Raw genomic sequence first — 15,250 nt, forward strand, 5'->3', positions numbered from 1 at the left:
GGTGGTGCAATGTTAATTTAAACCTTAAATTCATATTCATAACGCCTTATGACTTACAATACAAAACCCTCTCAAACTCTCTCATCCCCTCCTAGTAACTGGATGCCTAAGCTAGGAAGTCACCCCCCTGACTCGGCTACAAAACCGTGCATGAAACGTTAATTTCACACGGCTCCTCAGTGATTTGGTGCTTGTCAGGCACACCTATAAATTCCGAGTTAAAAGGGATTACGGTTGAGATAATCCTCATCTATCTCTGGAACTGTAACAGCAACTTTATCGGCTGCCGTTTTAGCATCATGGCAATGTCCATGAAGTAATTGAAGGTTGTCATAACTATCCTTACCGCCTTTAGAGCGGGGAATTTTATGGTCGATTTCCATCAAGTCTTCATGGTGAAAAAACAGTCCACAGTGAGTACATTTTCCTCTTTGCATCTTCAAGAGTGTTGCCATTCTTTTTGAGGCTTCGGGATGTTTACCCATTCTGGAACTCCAATACACCCAATCACCATCAAACGGGCTACGGCTTCCTTGCACCTGTATGTGTCTCACAATACGAGTTTCACGGTGCTTGAATAAGCGAATTTTCTGGTTATGAGGTTTAAATACCCAATTATCAGACCCTACGGTTTGCCAATATTTTTGACAACTCCACCGGGAAGATTTATTAGGGTGGCGATGTTCTGCCCATGCTTTTAACTGGCTGAATAAAGTTGTATCAGCCTGGTTAAATATGCGTTTACTAACGACACCTGAGTAGTAGTTTGTCCATCCACGGATGACGGGATTCAAATGAGCGATTAAATCAGATTGTGGTACCTGCTTCTCTACTAGATGCTTTGCAGGAGTACGCATCTACGCGGATAATCAGGTCATCGCCACAAGATTGAAAAATGCAATTATAGCCAGTGTTATCTTAAGAAATATTAGGAATTAACAATTACTTAGGCAAATGAGTATTACCGTCAATGTTTCTGAAGTAACTGCCAAGTTTTCTGAATTGCTGAGTCAGGTATTACTTGGTGAAGAGGTGGTGATTGCACAGAAGGGTATTCCAGTTGCACGCCTAGTCGCTCTCACAGATACAGCCTCACCTCGAATTCCAGGATTGGATAAAGGTAAAGTTATCATTGCACCAGATTTTGACGAGCCTTTACCAGAAGATATCCTAAATGATTTTGACAGTTCTAATCTAGTTTAGCGATGAGAGCTTTACTGGATACTCATGCATTTCTTTGGTGGGTAACAGATGACCCTCAGTTATCTTCCACCAGTCGCAGTATAATTGCTGATTCAGGTAATATTTTATTTCTGAGCGTGTCCAGCCATGTCTAACGTTGAGAAAATTAGTGTTGCTCTCACACCAGAAATGGCTGCTTTTGTGCGTGATGTGGTTAAATCTGGCGAATATGCCAGCAGTAGTGAAGTTATCCACGAAGCACTACAAGACTGGAAGCAAAAACGCTTGTTGCAGTTGCAAAATATTGATGAAGTACGTCGTCTTTGGCAAGAAGGAATTGATAGTGGTGCTGGGCAGTATACAGATATTGAAGCTATTAAACAGGAAGCTCGTAAGCGTTTAGGTCAAGTTTCTCAAAAGGATGCGTGATTAGTGGGACGTTTTATCCGCACTGCTAAAGCTGAAGAAGACCTGATTGAAATATGGATTTACATTGCGGCTGATAATCCAATAGCAGCACCGGAATATCAGCGAAGGTATTGAAGTTGTGCTGTTGTGCATGGTGCAAGACATTTGCCTGATATTATTTACTGATAAATTAATTTATTCGTTCTCACTCAGTCTTTGAATTACGAATTACGAATTATGAATTAATTTTTTAGCCAATCGCCACAACAGAGAAAACGGTAAAATTAATATCGCTAACAAGATTTGCACAAACTGACCTAACCGATGTTTCCAGATGGCACGGGGAGTAGACTGGCCTTGCAGGATTGCTAGATTTTCTCGAATTGTCGCTGTACTGGGATGATTAACGCCTAACACTCGTTGGCACATTACCAAAGCTTCAATCAACAGAGGTTCGGCATCAGCGTAGCGTCCTTGGCTTTTGTAGAGACCAGCTAAATTATTCAAGCTAGTAGCCACATTGGGATGGTTGCCAGCAAACAGGCGCTTTCTCATTACCAAGGCTTCAATCAACAGAGGTTCGGCATCACTGTAGCATCCTTGGTTATTGTAGAAGTAAGCTAAATTGTTCAAGCTAGTAGCCACATCCGGATGGTCGCCAGCAAACAGGCGCTTTGTCATTGCCAGGGCTTCAATCAACAGAGGTTCGGCATCGCTGTAGCGTCCTTGGTTATTGTAGAGGTAAGCTAAATTGTTCAAGCTAGAAGCCATATCCGGATGGTCGCCAGCAAACAGGCGCTTTCTCATTGCCAGGGCTTCAATCAACAGAGGTTCGGCATCACTGTAGCATCCTTGGTTATTGTAGAAGTAAGCTAAATTGTTCAAGCTAAAAGCCATATCCGGATGGTCGCCAGCAAACAGGCGCTTTCTCATTGCCAGGGCTTCAATGTACAAAGGTTCGGCATTACTGTAGCGTCCTTGGCTATCGTAGAGACCAGCTAAATTGTTCAAGCTAGTAGCCATATCCGGATGGTCGCCAGCAAACAGGCGCTTTCTCATTGCCAGGGCTTCAATGTACAGAGGTTCGGCATCACTGTAGCGTCCTTGGCTATCGTAGACGTAAGCTAAATTGTTCAAGCTAGTAGCCATATCCGGATGGTCGCCAGCAAACAGGCGCTTTCTCATTGCCAGGGCTTCAATGTACAGAGGTTCGGCATCACTGTAGCGTCCTTGGCTATCGTAGACGTAAGCTAAATTGTTCAAGCTAGTAGCCATATCCGGATGGTCGCCAGCAAACAGGCGCTTTGTCATTGCCAGGGCTTCAATCAACAGAGGTTCGGCATCACTGTAGCGTCCTTGGCTATCATAGAGACCAGCTAAATTGTTCAAGCTAGAAGCCATATCCGGATGGTCGTCAGCAAACAGCCGCTTTCTCATTGCCAGGGCTTCAATCAACAGAGGTTCAGCATCACTGTAGCGTCCTTGGCTTTTGTAGAGCAAAGCTAAATTGTTCAAGCTAGTAGCCATATCCGGATGGTCGCCAGCAAACAGGCGCTTTGTCATTGCCAGGGCTTCAATCAACAGAGGTTCGGCATCACTGTAGCGTCCTTGGCTTTTGTAGAGACCAGCTAAATTGTTCAAGCTAGTAGCCATATCCGGATGGTCGCCAGCAAACAAGGACTGGCAAAGATTTACGCAATCTTCATAACAAAGTTCTACTAATTGATATAATCCTTGTCCTTCGTAAAATCTTCCTATCCCCACAAATATCCAAATTACTTCATCATTGGGGACTGATGCTAAAGAAATTATCTGTGCCTCTTTTGCTTCTTTTATCTCTGCATTTATCTGCATTTATACGTTTACCCAGGTCTTCGAGATGGGGAACGATATCTCTGATGCTTTCAATATCCTCAAAAGTTGGTGAACCAGGAAGGATTTGGGCAAAAGCTATCATGGCGGTGGCGAAGGTTGTTTCCAAAACTAATTTCATCTCGCCAGCATCGGCTAACTGCGCTTGCAAAAACCACCTCACTAAGGCATGAATTTTATAACATCCTGCTCTTTCTTCTACCAGTTGTAGCAAGTTACGCTCGTAGAGTTGCTTTTTAGCTGCGTTTAATTCATTTTCTGACCAAGTTAGCTGTCTTTGTTGGTGATTTTCTGCTTCCTCTCCACCTGTCGCCACCCAAATAACTAAATCCCAAAGAATCTGTACAGGAGAAAATAAACTCAAAAATATTCCTAATTGTTGCGCCAGTGGGTCGAGTTCTGACCAAGTTAAAGCAAAAGCGGCTTTGACTCCCAGTTGAGTTGAGTTGAGAGTTTTGCGGTCTTGTAAAGCTGCTTCTGCTAATTTACGTTCTTGCAATTGCCCAAACATGATGTCTAAAGATATGTCCGGGTCGCGTAGCAAATAACCTCCAACTAACTCTATCCCTAAAGGCAAATATTCCAGACATTCACATATATTTGTTGCGGCTTGTAGTTGATTTTCAACTCGCTTATCTTTGTCTCCCAACAGTCGTTTTAACAGTTCTAAGGCTTTGCCCGGTTCTTTTTGGGGCGAGAGAACATCTAAGGGAATTTCTTGAATAAAATTCGGGTCTAAATGCCGCATTCGAGTAGTAATTAAGACTTGGAAGCGGTTATCGTTAGGAACGACTTCGCGGAGGTTGTCTAAATCAGTTACGTCATCGAAGACGATTAAAATCGGCAAGGGAGAGTCGGGATATTTAGACCAACACCAGGCGATTTGTTGTTTAAGGCTTAAAAGTCTTCCTCCTAATTCTTGGGGAATCTCCAAACCAAACTGCAACCGGAAAAACTCTAAAACTTTGGCGGCGAGATTGGTTTCTCTGTCGTTAAACCAGGCAATTCCCCCATAATTTTGTTGATATCGTCTGGCGTATTGGGTGGCTAATTCAGTTTTGCCCACGCCACCCATTCCGGCTATTGCTACATAGTCTTTGCGCTGCAAGTCTTCATGCAGCATTATTAGTTCTGTTTCTCGCCCGACGAAATGAACAGAACCGCGAGGGATATATTTTGTGGGAGTTAGCTGTTTCTGCCCTTCAATAATTTGAGTGCCAATGTTAACTTGAGCGCCAGGGGCAGCAACAGCACCAATTTTGTCGGCAAACTTGCCAGAGTCTTCAGGCATACATAGTTAAATCTTACTGTTCACGAGAACTGAAATACTTCTCTCCGTTTCGGAGCTACGGTGTACACAAAAGTCGGAAATAGTAGTTTGTCAAGGAATAATTGACGAGTACATTCTCTGTAGAGACGGCGATTTATCGCGTCTCTCTAACGTGTCAGTTTTTTAGACGCGATAAATCGCGTCTCTACATGAGGGCTTTCTCGCTTATCCCAAGCGTATTGGGATAGAACTAAATCTGATTTATGTGTACACCTTAGCCTACAAGGGAAGGGGATGGGGGTTAGGTAACATGATAAATGACTTAAAAGGATTGATTTTGAATATTTCCTGTGCCACCAGGCATTACTACCTGACCAATTTTATCTGCCAATTTCTCTAAATTAGGCATAGCCAGAATTTCAGCCAATTTAGGATTTGGTTCTGCTTTAGCTGCTTGTGCCAATTCCTGCATAGCTTGAGCCACTTCTGGATTTGCTTTAGCAGCCGATTCAACCTCTAGTACAGCCTTACCATAATCAAGTGGTTGCTCTGGTGCTTTCTCTATAGCCACTACAGTATGGGGAGACTGTTTTTTGAGGGTGACGAGAAACTTACCAGTCTTATCTAATAAAGTTTCTGTTACCTTTTCGGTTGTTTTCTCTAAGGCTTTGGTAGCTATTATAGTGCCAACAGCGATCGCCGCAGTTTCAAGTATCATAATCCTGCCTTGATTATGTGTATTTTATTTACTTATTAACACAGCGCTTTTGTTCTAAATTCCGCAGCTAAGTTAAAAAACCCATATTTAACCCAGTGTTACAGATTTTGCACAGTTTTGCATTACTTGCTCAATTCATTGCCTGTCATATCTAGGTTTTTGGAATTGAAACCAGTTGCTGTTACTAACATTGCCACTAACATCGCGCTTTAAGTTACTAAAATAACGAGTTTAGTTACCACCACGACGATTTTTGTTACAAACATGATTATTTTCGTTACAATGTTACGAATTTAGTTACTAAAATAACGAGTTTAGTTACCACCACGACGATTTTTGTTACAAACATGATTATTTTCGTTACAATGTTACGAATTTAGTTACCACCACGGCGATTTTCGTTACAAACATCATATTTTTCGTTGATATTGCTGAGTCTATCGTTACACCTGATACCAATATTTGTGGATTTTACCCAACCAAAATTAGGCTAGAGTAGGGCAAGCTAGCTCTAGAACACCATAAAAAGAAAATAATTATGCCTCGGCAAAAGCGTACATATCGCGTTCTAGAAAAAGCTGAATTGAGAATCGCCGGACTTAAAGCAATCGATCCTGGCATGGATTTTGGGGATGCTCGGAACTTGCAAAATCTTACACAAATAATTCAGCAGTACCGTAGCAAAATAGATGCTTATAATACCACTCTAGCTGTGATTGACTCTTACACAAATGAGATGAAAGAGTTGGAAAAAAGTTTGAGCGATCTGACTGAAAAAATGCTCCTGGGAGTTGCCTTTAAGTACGGCAAAGACAGCCATGAATATGAGATGGCGGGTGGTGTTCGCAAAAGCGATCGTGTCCGCAAAAGCTTAGTCAATCGCTTAAAAGCTAGTACAGATGAAGTCTCTAATAATAATACCCAAACTGCATAAACTCATCAATAGACTCTTAACAAAAGTCTTGATTTGACAGCGCTTTTCAAATAATTGAACTACATCATTCCCATCTCAGTCGTGGTCAAAACACGTATTTGCAATGATTCATATTCTAATTCAGCGACCTTGAATCACTTAGTTTGAAAGATATTTTGTACCATTTTTTTGTCTGTATTCGCAGCCGCCTTATCCAACTCTGCAATCTCACCAGCGTCTAATTGCCAACCCAACGCCCCAAGATTCTCCCTCGCTTGTTCCACGCTCTTTGCTCCGGGGATGGGAATAGTTCCTTTACAGATGCACCAATTAATTGCTACCTGTGACATAGTTTTGTTTCTGAACTGTGCCACCTCATGCAAACATTCCAAAAGCGATTTGCTAGCAGAAGCCGCTTTGCCTCTACGCATTCCTGATAATATTTGCTTAAATAACAGACCTCGAATACCTTTAGGCAAAGGGCCTTGCTCAGAGTATTTTCCTGTCAATAGTCCCAAAGCTAAAGGGCTGTAGGCAATCAATTTAATGTCCAACTCATCACAAAGGTCTTTGAGTTGGAGTTGGGTGACAGGATATGTAGACAACAGAGAGTATTGAACTTGCACAGTTGTAATCGGAACACCTCGTTGGGCAAACTTTTTCTGCACTCGCTGAAGCCGTTTCGGCCCATAATTTGATAATCCCACTCCCTTGACCAGTCCTTGCTCATACAAATCTGCAAGACCATCTAAAAGTCCTTCTTCTTGCCAAGGAGCATAGTTTGCTGTTGACCAATGCATCTGTACCAAATCGACATTTCTTCCCAGGCGTTGGGCAGATGACTGACAAGCCTTTATCATTGATTGACGCGTCCATCTCCACGGGTAAGCAGCAAGCTTAGTTGCAATACAAATATTTTCTTTGCCTAAACCTACATATTCTCGGTTGAATCGTCCCAGAAGTGACTCACTGCGACCATTTAATCTCCCAGTTCCGTAAGAATCACCTGTATCAAATAAAGTTACACCGTTGCTTACACAAAGGTTAAAGACGGCTTGCAACTGCTCATCCATACTTTCGTCATATCCCCAAAGCAGTTGGTTGCCCCAAGCCCAAGTGCCGCAGCCCATGCTTGGGAGTGAGAGTTTTTGGAGAGTCTGCATCTTTGCTATTTGTAGATTGCTTTATTAATTATCAGGCATATATTATATAGGAATCTAGTTTGATTTCTAAAATAGACTTCTTGCATAAATCCAAAATAAGAACCCCACCCCGCCTTTGACTTACGTCAAAGTCTCCCCTCCCCGCTTGCTCTTAGGGGCTGGGGGTGGGGTGTTAGGGGACTTTTGCAAGAGGTCTAATTATTTGTGTAGGGAGGGAACTCTTAACAGGAAAGAAGTCTCTTAAAGTTGTACTGAGTTTTTTTACGCAATCAAATACTAGTTGTATAGCAGTCTGAAATCATTCGTGAAAATTTGAGATAGTTATAACCACCCTCTAGTGAACTCAGGTTAATTAGTAATTTTTAAATTTTGTTCAATCAAGATTTCGAGAAAGAACAATTCAATAAAAGCAGTGCGATCGCTTGTAACGTAAAATTAATTTCCATCCAGCATTTGCTAACAGCTTGACGCCCATGTTTTGCGACTACCTCATCCAAATCCTGACTGCCCGTGTGTATGATGTTGCCCAGGAAACACCACTGGAGTCTGCTCCAAATTTATCTGCGCGACTGAATAATCAACTCCTGTTGAAACGTGAGGATATGCAGTCAGTATTTTCCTTTAAACTGCGGGGTGCTTATAACAAGATGGTGCAACTCCCGCCAGATATATTGACAAAGGGTGTAATTGCAGCGTCTGCGGGAAACCATGCTCAAGGAGTCGCCCTTGCAGCCAATCGTTTGGGAACCAAAGCGATTATCGTCATGCCAATAACTACACCCCAAGTCAAGGTAGATGCAGTGAGAATGAGGGGCGGAGCAGTGGTGTTACATGGAAACACCTACGACGATGCTTATAGCTATGCTCGTGAATTAGAACTAGAAAAAGGATTGACCTTTATTCATCCCTTTGACGATCCCCATGTAATTGCTGGACAGGGAACAATCGGGATGGAAATTTTACGACAATATCAGCAACCCATCCATGCGATTTTTGTGGCAATTGGCGGCGGCGGATTAATTTCTGGGATTGGGGCTTATGTGAAACGGTTGCGTCCAGAAATCAAGATTATTGGTGTTGAACCAGTAGATGCTGATGCCATGTCTCAATCACTCAAAGCCGGACATCGGGTGCGCTTGTCCCAAGTGGGGTTATTTGCTGATGGCGTGGCGGTGCGGGAAGTAGGTGAAGAAACCTTCCGTTTATGTCAGGAGTATGTAGATGAAATTATTTTGGTAGGTACAGACGATACTTGTGCTGCAATTAAAGACGTGTTTGAGGATACGCGATCCATTTTAGAACCAGCTGGTGCATTAGCGATCGCAGCTGCCAAAGCCTACGCCGAACGAGAAAAAATCGAGGGACAAACTTTAATTGCTGTCGCCTGTGGTGCAAACATGAATTTTGATCGCCTCCGCTTTGTAGCAGAACGAGCAGAGTTGGGCGAACGCCGCGAAGCGATCTTTGCAGTTACAATTCCAGAGCAACGGGGAAGTATTCGCCAGTTTTGTGAATGTATTGGCAACCGTAATCTGACCGAGTTTAATTATCGCATTGCTGATGAAAAAACAGCCCATATTTTTGTCGGTGTGCAAATTCAAAACCGTGCTGATGCTATCAAGATGGTAGAAAACTTTGAAGTGCAAGGATTTGAAACTCTTGATTTAACGGACGACGAACTAACTAAATTACATCTGCGGCACATGGTAGGTGGGCACTCTCCCCTAGCTAACAATGAATTGCTCTACCGTTTTGAGTTTCCCGAACGTCCCGGCGCATTGATGAAGTTTGTGACTTCCATGAGTCCAGACTGGAATATTAGTCTTTTTCACTACCGCAACAATGGTGCAGACTACGGACGAATCGTTGTTGGTATTCAGGTTCCCCCCCACGAGATGGAAGAATGGCAAGCTTTTCTCGATCGCCTCGGCTATCGCTATTGGGATGAGAATAAGAATCCGGCATACAAGCTGTTTTTGGGATAGGTGGGGAGTGGGGCAGTGGGGCAGTGGGGCAGGGGGGCAGGGGAGACAAGGGGACTTAAGTCAGAACTTACAACAAGTCTTTCCCCTTGTCCCCAAGTCCTCTTTCCCATGCCCAATGCCCCATGCCCCATGCCCCATGCCCCATCCCCAATTTAACGAGAACTCCCCTTCAATATCAGATTTGAGTCCCAAGTATAGAAGCCGATTTGATTAGGAACCCTAGCAAATCTACCTGTCCGATAGCCTCTAGATAGTTCATTCAATACCTTATTTTTGATCTCTCTAATTTCCTGAGAATCTAGTTCTCCATAAATTCCGACGATAACTTCAGCAACACTGAAAACTTTACCTGGATTTTGTTTTAACAGAGAGGTGAGGGCATCAATTAAGAATTGACCCTCAAAAGCTTTGAGCATTGGTACTGTTTTTGTCGGGGGAACGAAAGGCTTCTTATTTTTGTTCTTGATACTCCTAAAAGCACCATTGCGATTACTTGGAGTTACTAAACTTAAATCCAGAGTATAACAACCTGGCTCATCGGGAATAGTTACCCAGTAATTCCTTTCTCTGCCTTGGGTGAGAGAAGATTGCACCCTACCTTTAACTACTTTGAATAGATGGGAATCTAACTCTCCATAAAGCGATCGCACGATAAAATCGATATGACAAACAGTACCTTTCTGTTCTTGCAATAGCTGTTTTATGGCTTCCATTCGCGAGATAGCGTGCTGATACTGAGGTAGCATCGGAATTTCCACTACCTTCGTTGAACTATCGTTATTTTCTGGAGCGATGTTTGGATCTGTTGATGTCGTTAGAGATTGACTCTCTTTTGTATCAACAGCAGCAGCAGAAAAGGAATTATTTATCTCAACTCGATCTGAGTCTTTTTGTACTGACTCTAAAGATTCCACCAACTTGATTTCGTCGATGTCATCAAGGGGTGATAAAAGCCGCAGAGAACCTTCCCCAGAAAAATTTGAGGTTTCATCAGTTGCCGTTAATCTTGATATCTGCTTGTTGGTATCAGAAAAAGACCAGCTAGACAACAACGCTTCTACATGATCGAGCTGCGATCGCGCCTGCACAAATAGGCGTTCATACTCTTCTGTCAGGCGAGCATAATAGTCTCGTAATTCCAACAGTGGTGAGAGAAAGGTGCCCGGAGGCGGTTCTAATTGTCCATTTTGAGTCATAGGGCTTTGATCAATTTAAATCCATGTCACTTTTATAAGACATTGCTCTGGGTTTTGCTTTGTGAGATCCTGGCTGGGATTTCTTAGGCGGTTGGGGAGGGCGACATCTCTCACAATATAAAGGTCGAGGACCGAAAGTCTCGCGTTTTGTTAGATCGTTACACTCTTTACAGACAAACTGGAAAACACGAGTATGAATCTGTCTTTTGTGCGCCCTGACAGTATATTCCTTAACATCAATGAATTTACTTGCCATAATCAGGAATTGTGAATTGCCGACGTTATCAATGTCCTATCAATATAGCTATTCAAGCAAATCAAACTGCATCAGTGTGTGTTTATGTAGAAGTTTTATTCAAATCAGTAAATTTGACATCTAGCATAAAGTGCAGATGAGCAAGTTGAGAGTTAGCCATTAACTATATCTCTCAGCATATAATTGGTGATGAGAAAACACTACTACCATTCTTCAGACACAGCAATTTACATTAGACCTCTTGCATAAATCAAAAATAAACAACCCACTTTGCATTTGAGTAAAGCAAACGCTCCCCTAAGAGCAAGCTTTTAGGGGTTGGGGGTGGGGTGTTAGGGGCTTTTGCAAGAAATCTATTGCCCCGATTAGAAAAATGGGTAGGGAAAGTGCAGGATTATTTACCTGAAACAGCAATTCATCTCACGCCTACCCGACTCTTAGGCGTTGAGATGAATGAAAAGTGAGTTGACGACAGTCCTAGTAGCGGCAGTTGCTCCACGCAGGTAAACCCCCTGTTCCCGCACTGCCTCACCAATGCTGGAGGCGAACGCGAGTGCGTCTCGAAGAGAGGTCAGAGGACATGGAGGAAACGAACAAATCTTTGATATAATATAGTCATCTTGACCATCAATGCCATAAGCGAAAACCAAGCCAAAAGCTAAATGTTGCAAGAAAAGAATTTGGGTCTTGGGAACCAGGACTTCTGCCCAGGGAGGGAATGTAAGACCAATAGAAACTATGGAGTTCAGCACGGCTATTCCCATTGAATTGGGAAGCCTACACTTACCCGCAAGGGAAGTGTAGGTAGTTCACTTCCACTACTAGTGATTGGCAAATCAGCGATCGCCAGTGTTTCTAATTACCCATCATCAAATTACCGCACTCCTAACCCCTTTTCCTCATCCTAGATGGGTAATGCTCAATGAAGCCATTCCTGTCTAAAAAACAACCGCCTCCTAAAAACAGGAGGCGGCGATTGTTATTAATCAAAGTATGATTCCAATAATTTTTATCCCTCTACTAATAGCATGTCAAGTCAACTTCACGGGGTCAATAAGTTTGTAGTTAGGACTTTAGTCCTTTGTTAAGCGCTCAAGCGCTTATTACTAACCCATCAATTTCAACTTGACAGACTACTGCTGACTGGGAGCAGCAGGTTGCGATTGAGGTTGTTGGCGTAAACGGCGCAAAGAATCCCGCAACTTGTTCTGGCTAGTGTTATCTCTTCGCCGCCGTCGATTTGTAGTTGCTTGTGGCTGTTGCGATGAATTACTACCCGCTCGTTCACTACGGATACGGCGTAGAGATTCTCTTGCACTTCCTTGAGAGCGATTTGTCCTAGCTCCAGATGATGAGTTTCTAGCAGGACTTTCCGTTCTTTGAGGTTCCAGTCGCCGACTAAATCCAGATATTGCTGGTCTCGTGGCTCTAGCTTCATTAGATGAGGGTGGTGTCAACTCTCGTCGCCTACGTCTTGGATTTTCTTGTGTGGAGTTAGCAGCTGCTGTCTGCTGGGTTCTCTCTTGTGCTTGTCTTTGTGCTTGCCGTTCTTGAACTTGGCGCGATCGTCGTGAACCTTTTATGGCAAATTCAGTGGCTATAGATACTCCTTGTCTGCCTCCTTGTGCGGGTTTTAATTTCCACTCACGCGCTTGTCTGGCGGTTTCTTCATCTAAGTCGCGGTTTCCACTAGAGCGAGCAATCCGCACATTGGTAACATTACCTTGTGCATCAGTATCTACAGCTACTTCTACTCTACCTTCAACTCCTCGCCGTCTTGCTGCTTCTGGATACTTGGCATTACATTCACGGCAAGCTGCACGACCATTACCATTACCAGAACTGTTAATTTTTGGAGGTGTTGGCGCTGTTGGCGCTGTTGCTACTGTCGGACGGTTTCCTACTCCACTGCCAGTGCCGCTACCAATTCCACTGCCAGTGCCGCTACCAATTCCACTGCCAGTGCCGCTACCAATGCCACTGCCAGTACCGCTACCAATGCCACTGCCAGTACCACTACCAATTCCACTGCCAATTCCACTGCCAGTGCCAGTGCCAGTCCCACTGCCAATGCCACCGCCAGTGCCAGTACCAGTACCTCCACCAGGGCCAGTACCGCTGCTTGTACCTACAGCAATACCACTACCTGAGCCTAAACCAACACCAGAGCCGCCGCCACCACCACCACCGCCACCACCACCTGCCGAACTTGCTTTGGAATCTTCAGACAGAGGCGATCGTGGAACAGATGCAGATTTCACAGCAACTTCTGGCTTGGAAGGAATTGCTTTTGGCAGCGTATTTATCGGCTGTGGCTTGGTAGCAACTGCTGTAATCTGTTCTTGCTGCTGAATTTTTTCTACTGGTAGAGTTTCTATAGGCTGTTTTTGGATAACTTCTGGTTCTTTTTTTATTTCTTCTGGAATCTCTGCGATTGGTTTTTCTGGTTCCGCAGTCGGAGCATCAACGATCGCCACCTCTATTGGTTCTTCTTCTCCCGTGGGCACTCTCGTCAAATAATTACTTATGCCTGAGGACAGTACGCCGATATGCAGCGCCAGTGAACCTATCAGACTGTAAGTCAGAAAAGACTTCAGAGCCTCAACTTCTTTGGAACGTTGCTCGACAGTAATGCCAGAAAAGCTCATAGCTATTGCTACCTATTCTCACTAACTTAGTTATCTTAGAATGCAAGGTTACAAATATCAAGTAAAAAATTAAAATTATTTCGGGCAGTGTTACGAACAGCATACTTAATAATCAAAATATCTTTGAAAAAGATTGTTGATTATGACAATTTCTAGATAAAATTAATTTTTGTGTTATGTATTTATTTAATATTTTTATGTAAAATCAAAAAATATTAAATAAACTTAATTACAAATAAATTTGAAAAAATTATCATTATATCTTAAACTCTCTCTATTGAGAAAAAGTTTCATTTTTTAGCTTGATTCTGGTAGTCTGATTTTGTATTGTTGATGACGTTTAGAGGCACTACATGGGAATTCAAAATTTGTTTGAAGCAGGCGGTGTGGTCATGTTCCCCCTGCTGGCGTTTTCGGTGTTGGCAGGGGCACTAATGATTGAGCGGGCGAAGTTTTGGATACAGATTGGTAAGCGTCAAAACCGGGTGGTGCGAGAGGTTTTAAATCTTTATCGACTTGATAATGTCGTTAGTGCTGTGGATAAGCTGCAAAAAAATGTAGATTTACCCATAGCACGCATTTTTCTGGCTGGACTACAGCTAGAAAGACCGACTCCAGAAAAATTTCGTTTGGCTTTGAAAAGCGAGGCGCAAGCAGAAATCCCTATGCTCAAGCGGTTTCAAGCTTTATTTGACACCATTATCGGTTTAGCGCCTCTGTTGGGACTTCTCGGCACAATTTTAGGATTAATTCGCTCATTTGCTGGATTGGATATTGGTGATGTCGGAGGTACTAAAACTGGTGCAGTCACTGCTGGTATTAGTGAAGCTTTAGTTGCTACCGCCTCAGGATTGGTTGTGGCTATCTTTGTGCTTTTAGGAGCCAGCATCTTCCGGGGACTATACCAACGGCAGATAGCAATGATTCAAGAGTACGGCGGACAGCTAGAAATACTCTTCCTCGATCGCTATGAACAACATGATCGCCACGAACAACAGGAGAAGTCCTATGGATCTAGATGATAATGAACCAGATTTACAACCATTTATAAATGTAGTACCTTTGATTGATGTAATGTTTGCCCTTTTGACATTTTTTATTATGTCAACGCTGTTTTTAACGCGATCGGAAGGGTTGCCAGTAAATCTACCGAAGGCAGCTACGGCGCAGGAACAGCAAATTCCGACTAAAGTTACCATCACGGTAGATGAAAAAGGTCAGGTAAGCCTAAATCGCGATCCAATAGCAGTTAATGATTTAGCAGGGCGAGTGCGGACTTTAGTTGGTTCTAACCCAGATACGTTGGTGATTATTAATGCCGATCAAAAAGTCTTGCATGGTGAGATAGTGGGGATAATGGATCAAGTACGTCAGGTGAAGGGTGCAAGGCTAGCGATCGCTACCCAAAAATAAGAAGTATAAATACTGTTTATCTCAATACTTCAAGATGTTTTGACCCAGGCTAACATCTTTCCATCGATTAAAATCACTTGCTTCAAATTCACCAACCATTTTAACAACACTAGCAGCCAGAATTAACGGAAACTCTATATTCTGGCTCTTAACTGCAAACTCCTTTTTGTCTAATAGACCTATCCGAAATATAAATACGGCATAAAAAAGTGGTAGAAGAATAAAA

14 protein-coding genes and 1 pseudogene are annotated in these 15,250 nt (G+C 43.0%); 6 read left to right on the forward strand and 9 right to left on the reverse strand.

Annotated features, from left to right (window positions below; all coding sequences use genetic code 11):
- Positions 1 to 218 precede the first annotated feature (218 nt).
- Positions 219 to 857, reverse strand: coding sequence for a group II intron maturase-specific domain-containing protein (locus tag RMY63_RS39325; RefSeq protein WP_322733858.1), 639 nt, complete (start codon positions 855 to 857; stop codon positions 219 to 221).
- 97 nt (positions 858 to 954) lie between these two features.
- On the opposite strand from RMY63_RS39325, the gene RMY63_RS39330 reads away from it, so the two are divergent.
- Positions 955 to 1,203, forward strand: coding sequence for a type II toxin-antitoxin system Phd/YefM family antitoxin (locus tag RMY63_RS39330; RefSeq protein ID WP_069074142.1), 249 nt, complete (start codon positions 955 to 957; stop codon positions 1,201 to 1,203).
- 126 nt (positions 1,204 to 1,329) lie between these two features.
- Positions 1,330 to 1,611 carry a type II toxin-antitoxin system ParD family antitoxin gene (locus RMY63_RS39335; RefSeq protein ID WP_322733859.1) on the forward strand — a complete coding sequence of 94 codons (282 nt, stop codon included), beginning with the start codon at positions 1,330 to 1,332 and terminating at the stop codon, positions 1,609 to 1,611.
- A 207-nt stretch (positions 1,612 to 1,818) separates the two neighbouring features.
- On the opposite strand, the pseudogene RMY63_RS39340 reads toward RMY63_RS39335, so the two are convergent.
- A pseudogene (locus RMY63_RS39340) lies at positions 1,819 to 4,753 on the reverse strand (tetratricopeptide repeat protein).
- Positions 4,754 to 5,054: 301 nt separating this feature from the next.
- Positions 5,055 to 5,450: a hypothetical protein gene (locus tag RMY63_RS39345; RefSeq protein WP_416212593.1), complete on the reverse strand. Its 396-nt coding sequence runs from the start codon at positions 5,448 to 5,450 to the stop codon at positions 5,055 to 5,057.
- A 538-nt stretch (positions 5,451 to 5,988) separates the two neighbouring features.
- Here RMY63_RS39345 and RMY63_RS39350 point away from each other — a divergent pair.
- Complete coding sequence (locus tag RMY63_RS39350) at positions 5,989 to 6,384, forward strand: hypothetical protein (protein WP_322733860.1); 396 nt, start codon at positions 5,989 to 5,991, stop codon at positions 6,382 to 6,384.
- A gap of 134 nt (positions 6,385 to 6,518) precedes the next feature.
- Here RMY63_RS39350 and RMY63_RS39355 read toward each other — a convergent pair whose 3' ends face one another.
- The gene (locus RMY63_RS39355; protein ID WP_322733861.1) at positions 6,519 to 7,526 is read right to left on the reverse strand and encodes an aldo/keto reductase; all 1,008 of its coding nucleotides are present in this window, start codon (positions 7,524 to 7,526) and stop codon (positions 6,519 to 6,521) included.
- A 473-nt stretch (positions 7,527 to 7,999) separates the two neighbouring features.
- On the opposite strand from RMY63_RS39355, the gene ilvA reads away from it, so the two are divergent.
- Entirely contained in the window at positions 8,000 to 9,511 is a 1,512-nt protein-coding gene (ilvA, locus tag RMY63_RS39360; protein WP_322733862.1) for a threonine ammonia-lyase, biosynthetic, read from the forward strand.
- A gap of 152 nt (positions 9,512 to 9,663) precedes the next feature.
- Here ilvA and RMY63_RS39365 read toward each other — a convergent pair whose 3' ends face one another.
- From RMY63_RS39365 to RMY63_RS39380, 4 genes are all read right to left on the reverse strand, one after another.
- Positions 9,664 to 10,707 carry a hypothetical protein gene (locus tag RMY63_RS39365; protein ID WP_322733863.1) on the reverse strand — a complete coding sequence of 348 codons (1,044 nt, stop codon included), beginning with the start codon at positions 10,705 to 10,707 and terminating at the stop codon, positions 9,664 to 9,666.
- A gap of 10 nt (positions 10,708 to 10,717) precedes the next feature.
- Positions 10,718 to 10,963, reverse strand: coding sequence for a hypothetical protein (locus RMY63_RS39370; RefSeq protein WP_322733864.1), 246 nt, complete (start codon positions 10,961 to 10,963; stop codon positions 10,718 to 10,720).
- Between the two features lie 437 nt (positions 10,964 to 11,400).
- Positions 11,401 to 11,715: a hypothetical protein gene (locus tag RMY63_RS39375; RefSeq protein ID WP_322733865.1), complete on the reverse strand. Its 315-nt coding sequence runs from the start codon at positions 11,713 to 11,715 to the stop codon at positions 11,401 to 11,403.
- A 381-nt stretch (positions 11,716 to 12,096) separates the two neighbouring features.
- Entirely contained in the window at positions 12,097 to 13,611 is a 1,515-nt protein-coding gene (locus tag RMY63_RS39380) for an energy transducer TonB (protein WP_322733866.1), read from the reverse strand.
- Positions 13,612 to 13,964: 353 nt separating this feature from the next.
- Between RMY63_RS39380 and RMY63_RS39385 the strand changes: the two genes are divergently transcribed.
- Complete coding sequence (locus RMY63_RS39385; protein WP_322733867.1) at positions 13,965 to 14,633, forward strand: MotA/TolQ/ExbB proton channel family protein; 669 nt, start codon at positions 13,965 to 13,967, stop codon at positions 14,631 to 14,633.
- Positions 14,620 to 15,024: a biopolymer transporter ExbD gene (locus tag RMY63_RS39390; RefSeq protein ID WP_322733868.1), complete on the forward strand. Its 405-nt coding sequence runs from the start codon at positions 14,620 to 14,622 to the stop codon at positions 15,022 to 15,024. The genes RMY63_RS39385 and RMY63_RS39390 overlap by 14 nt, the downstream gene beginning before the upstream one ends.
- Before the next feature lie 21 nt (positions 15,025 to 15,045).
- Here RMY63_RS39390 and RMY63_RS39395 read toward each other — a convergent pair.
- Positions 15,046 to 15,250, reverse strand: a 205-nt coding sequence (locus RMY63_RS39395) for a hypothetical protein (RefSeq protein WP_322733869.1), incomplete at its 5' end; no start/stop codon positions are given.

Source organism: Nostoc sp. ChiQUE01b (genome assembly GCF_034531255.1).
In the GTDB taxonomy this organism is placed as follows: Bacteria; Cyanobacteriota; Cyanobacteriia; order Cyanobacteriales; family Nostocaceae; genus Nostoc.

Excerpts from the sequence above, each read along its gene's own strand:
- RMY63_RS39325 (WP_322733858.1), bottom strand. The coding sequence starts at position 857 with ATGCGTACTCCTGCAAAGCATCTAGTAGAGAAGCAGGTACCACAATCT.
- RMY63_RS39330 (WP_069074142.1), top strand. The coding sequence starts at position 955 with ATGAGTATTACCGTCAATGTTTCTGAAGTAACTGCCAAGTTTTCTGAA.
- RMY63_RS39335 (WP_322733859.1), top strand. The coding sequence starts at position 1,330 with ATGTCTAACGTTGAGAAAATTAGTGTTGCTCTCACACCAGAAATGGCT.
- RMY63_RS39345 (WP_416212593.1), bottom strand. The coding sequence starts at position 5,450 with ATGATACTTGAAACTGCGGCGATCGCTGTTGGCACTATAATAGCTACC.
- RMY63_RS39350 (WP_322733860.1), top strand. The coding sequence starts at position 5,989 with ATGCCTCGGCAAAAGCGTACATATCGCGTTCTAGAAAAAGCTGAATTG.
- RMY63_RS39355 (WP_322733861.1), bottom strand. The coding sequence starts at position 7,526 with ATGCAGACTCTCCAAAAACTCTCACTCCCAAGCATGGGCTGCGGCACT.
- ilvA (WP_322733862.1), top strand. The coding sequence starts at position 8,000 with ATGTTTTGCGACTACCTCATCCAAATCCTGACTGCCCGTGTGTATGAT.
- RMY63_RS39365 (WP_322733863.1), bottom strand. The coding sequence starts at position 10,707 with ATGACTCAAAATGGACAATTAGAACCGCCTCCGGGCACCTTTCTCTCA.
- RMY63_RS39370 (WP_322733864.1), bottom strand. The coding sequence starts at position 10,963 with ATGGCAAGTAAATTCATTGATGTTAAGGAATATACTGTCAGGGCGCAC.
- RMY63_RS39380 (WP_322733866.1), bottom strand. The coding sequence starts at position 13,611 with ATGAGCTTTTCTGGCATTACTGTCGAGCAACGTTCCAAAGAAGTTGAG.
- RMY63_RS39385 (WP_322733867.1), top strand. The coding sequence starts at position 13,965 with ATGGGAATTCAAAATTTGTTTGAAGCAGGCGGTGTGGTCATGTTCCCC.
- RMY63_RS39390 (WP_322733868.1), top strand. The coding sequence starts at position 14,620 with ATGGATCTAGATGATAATGAACCAGATTTACAACCATTTATAAATGTA.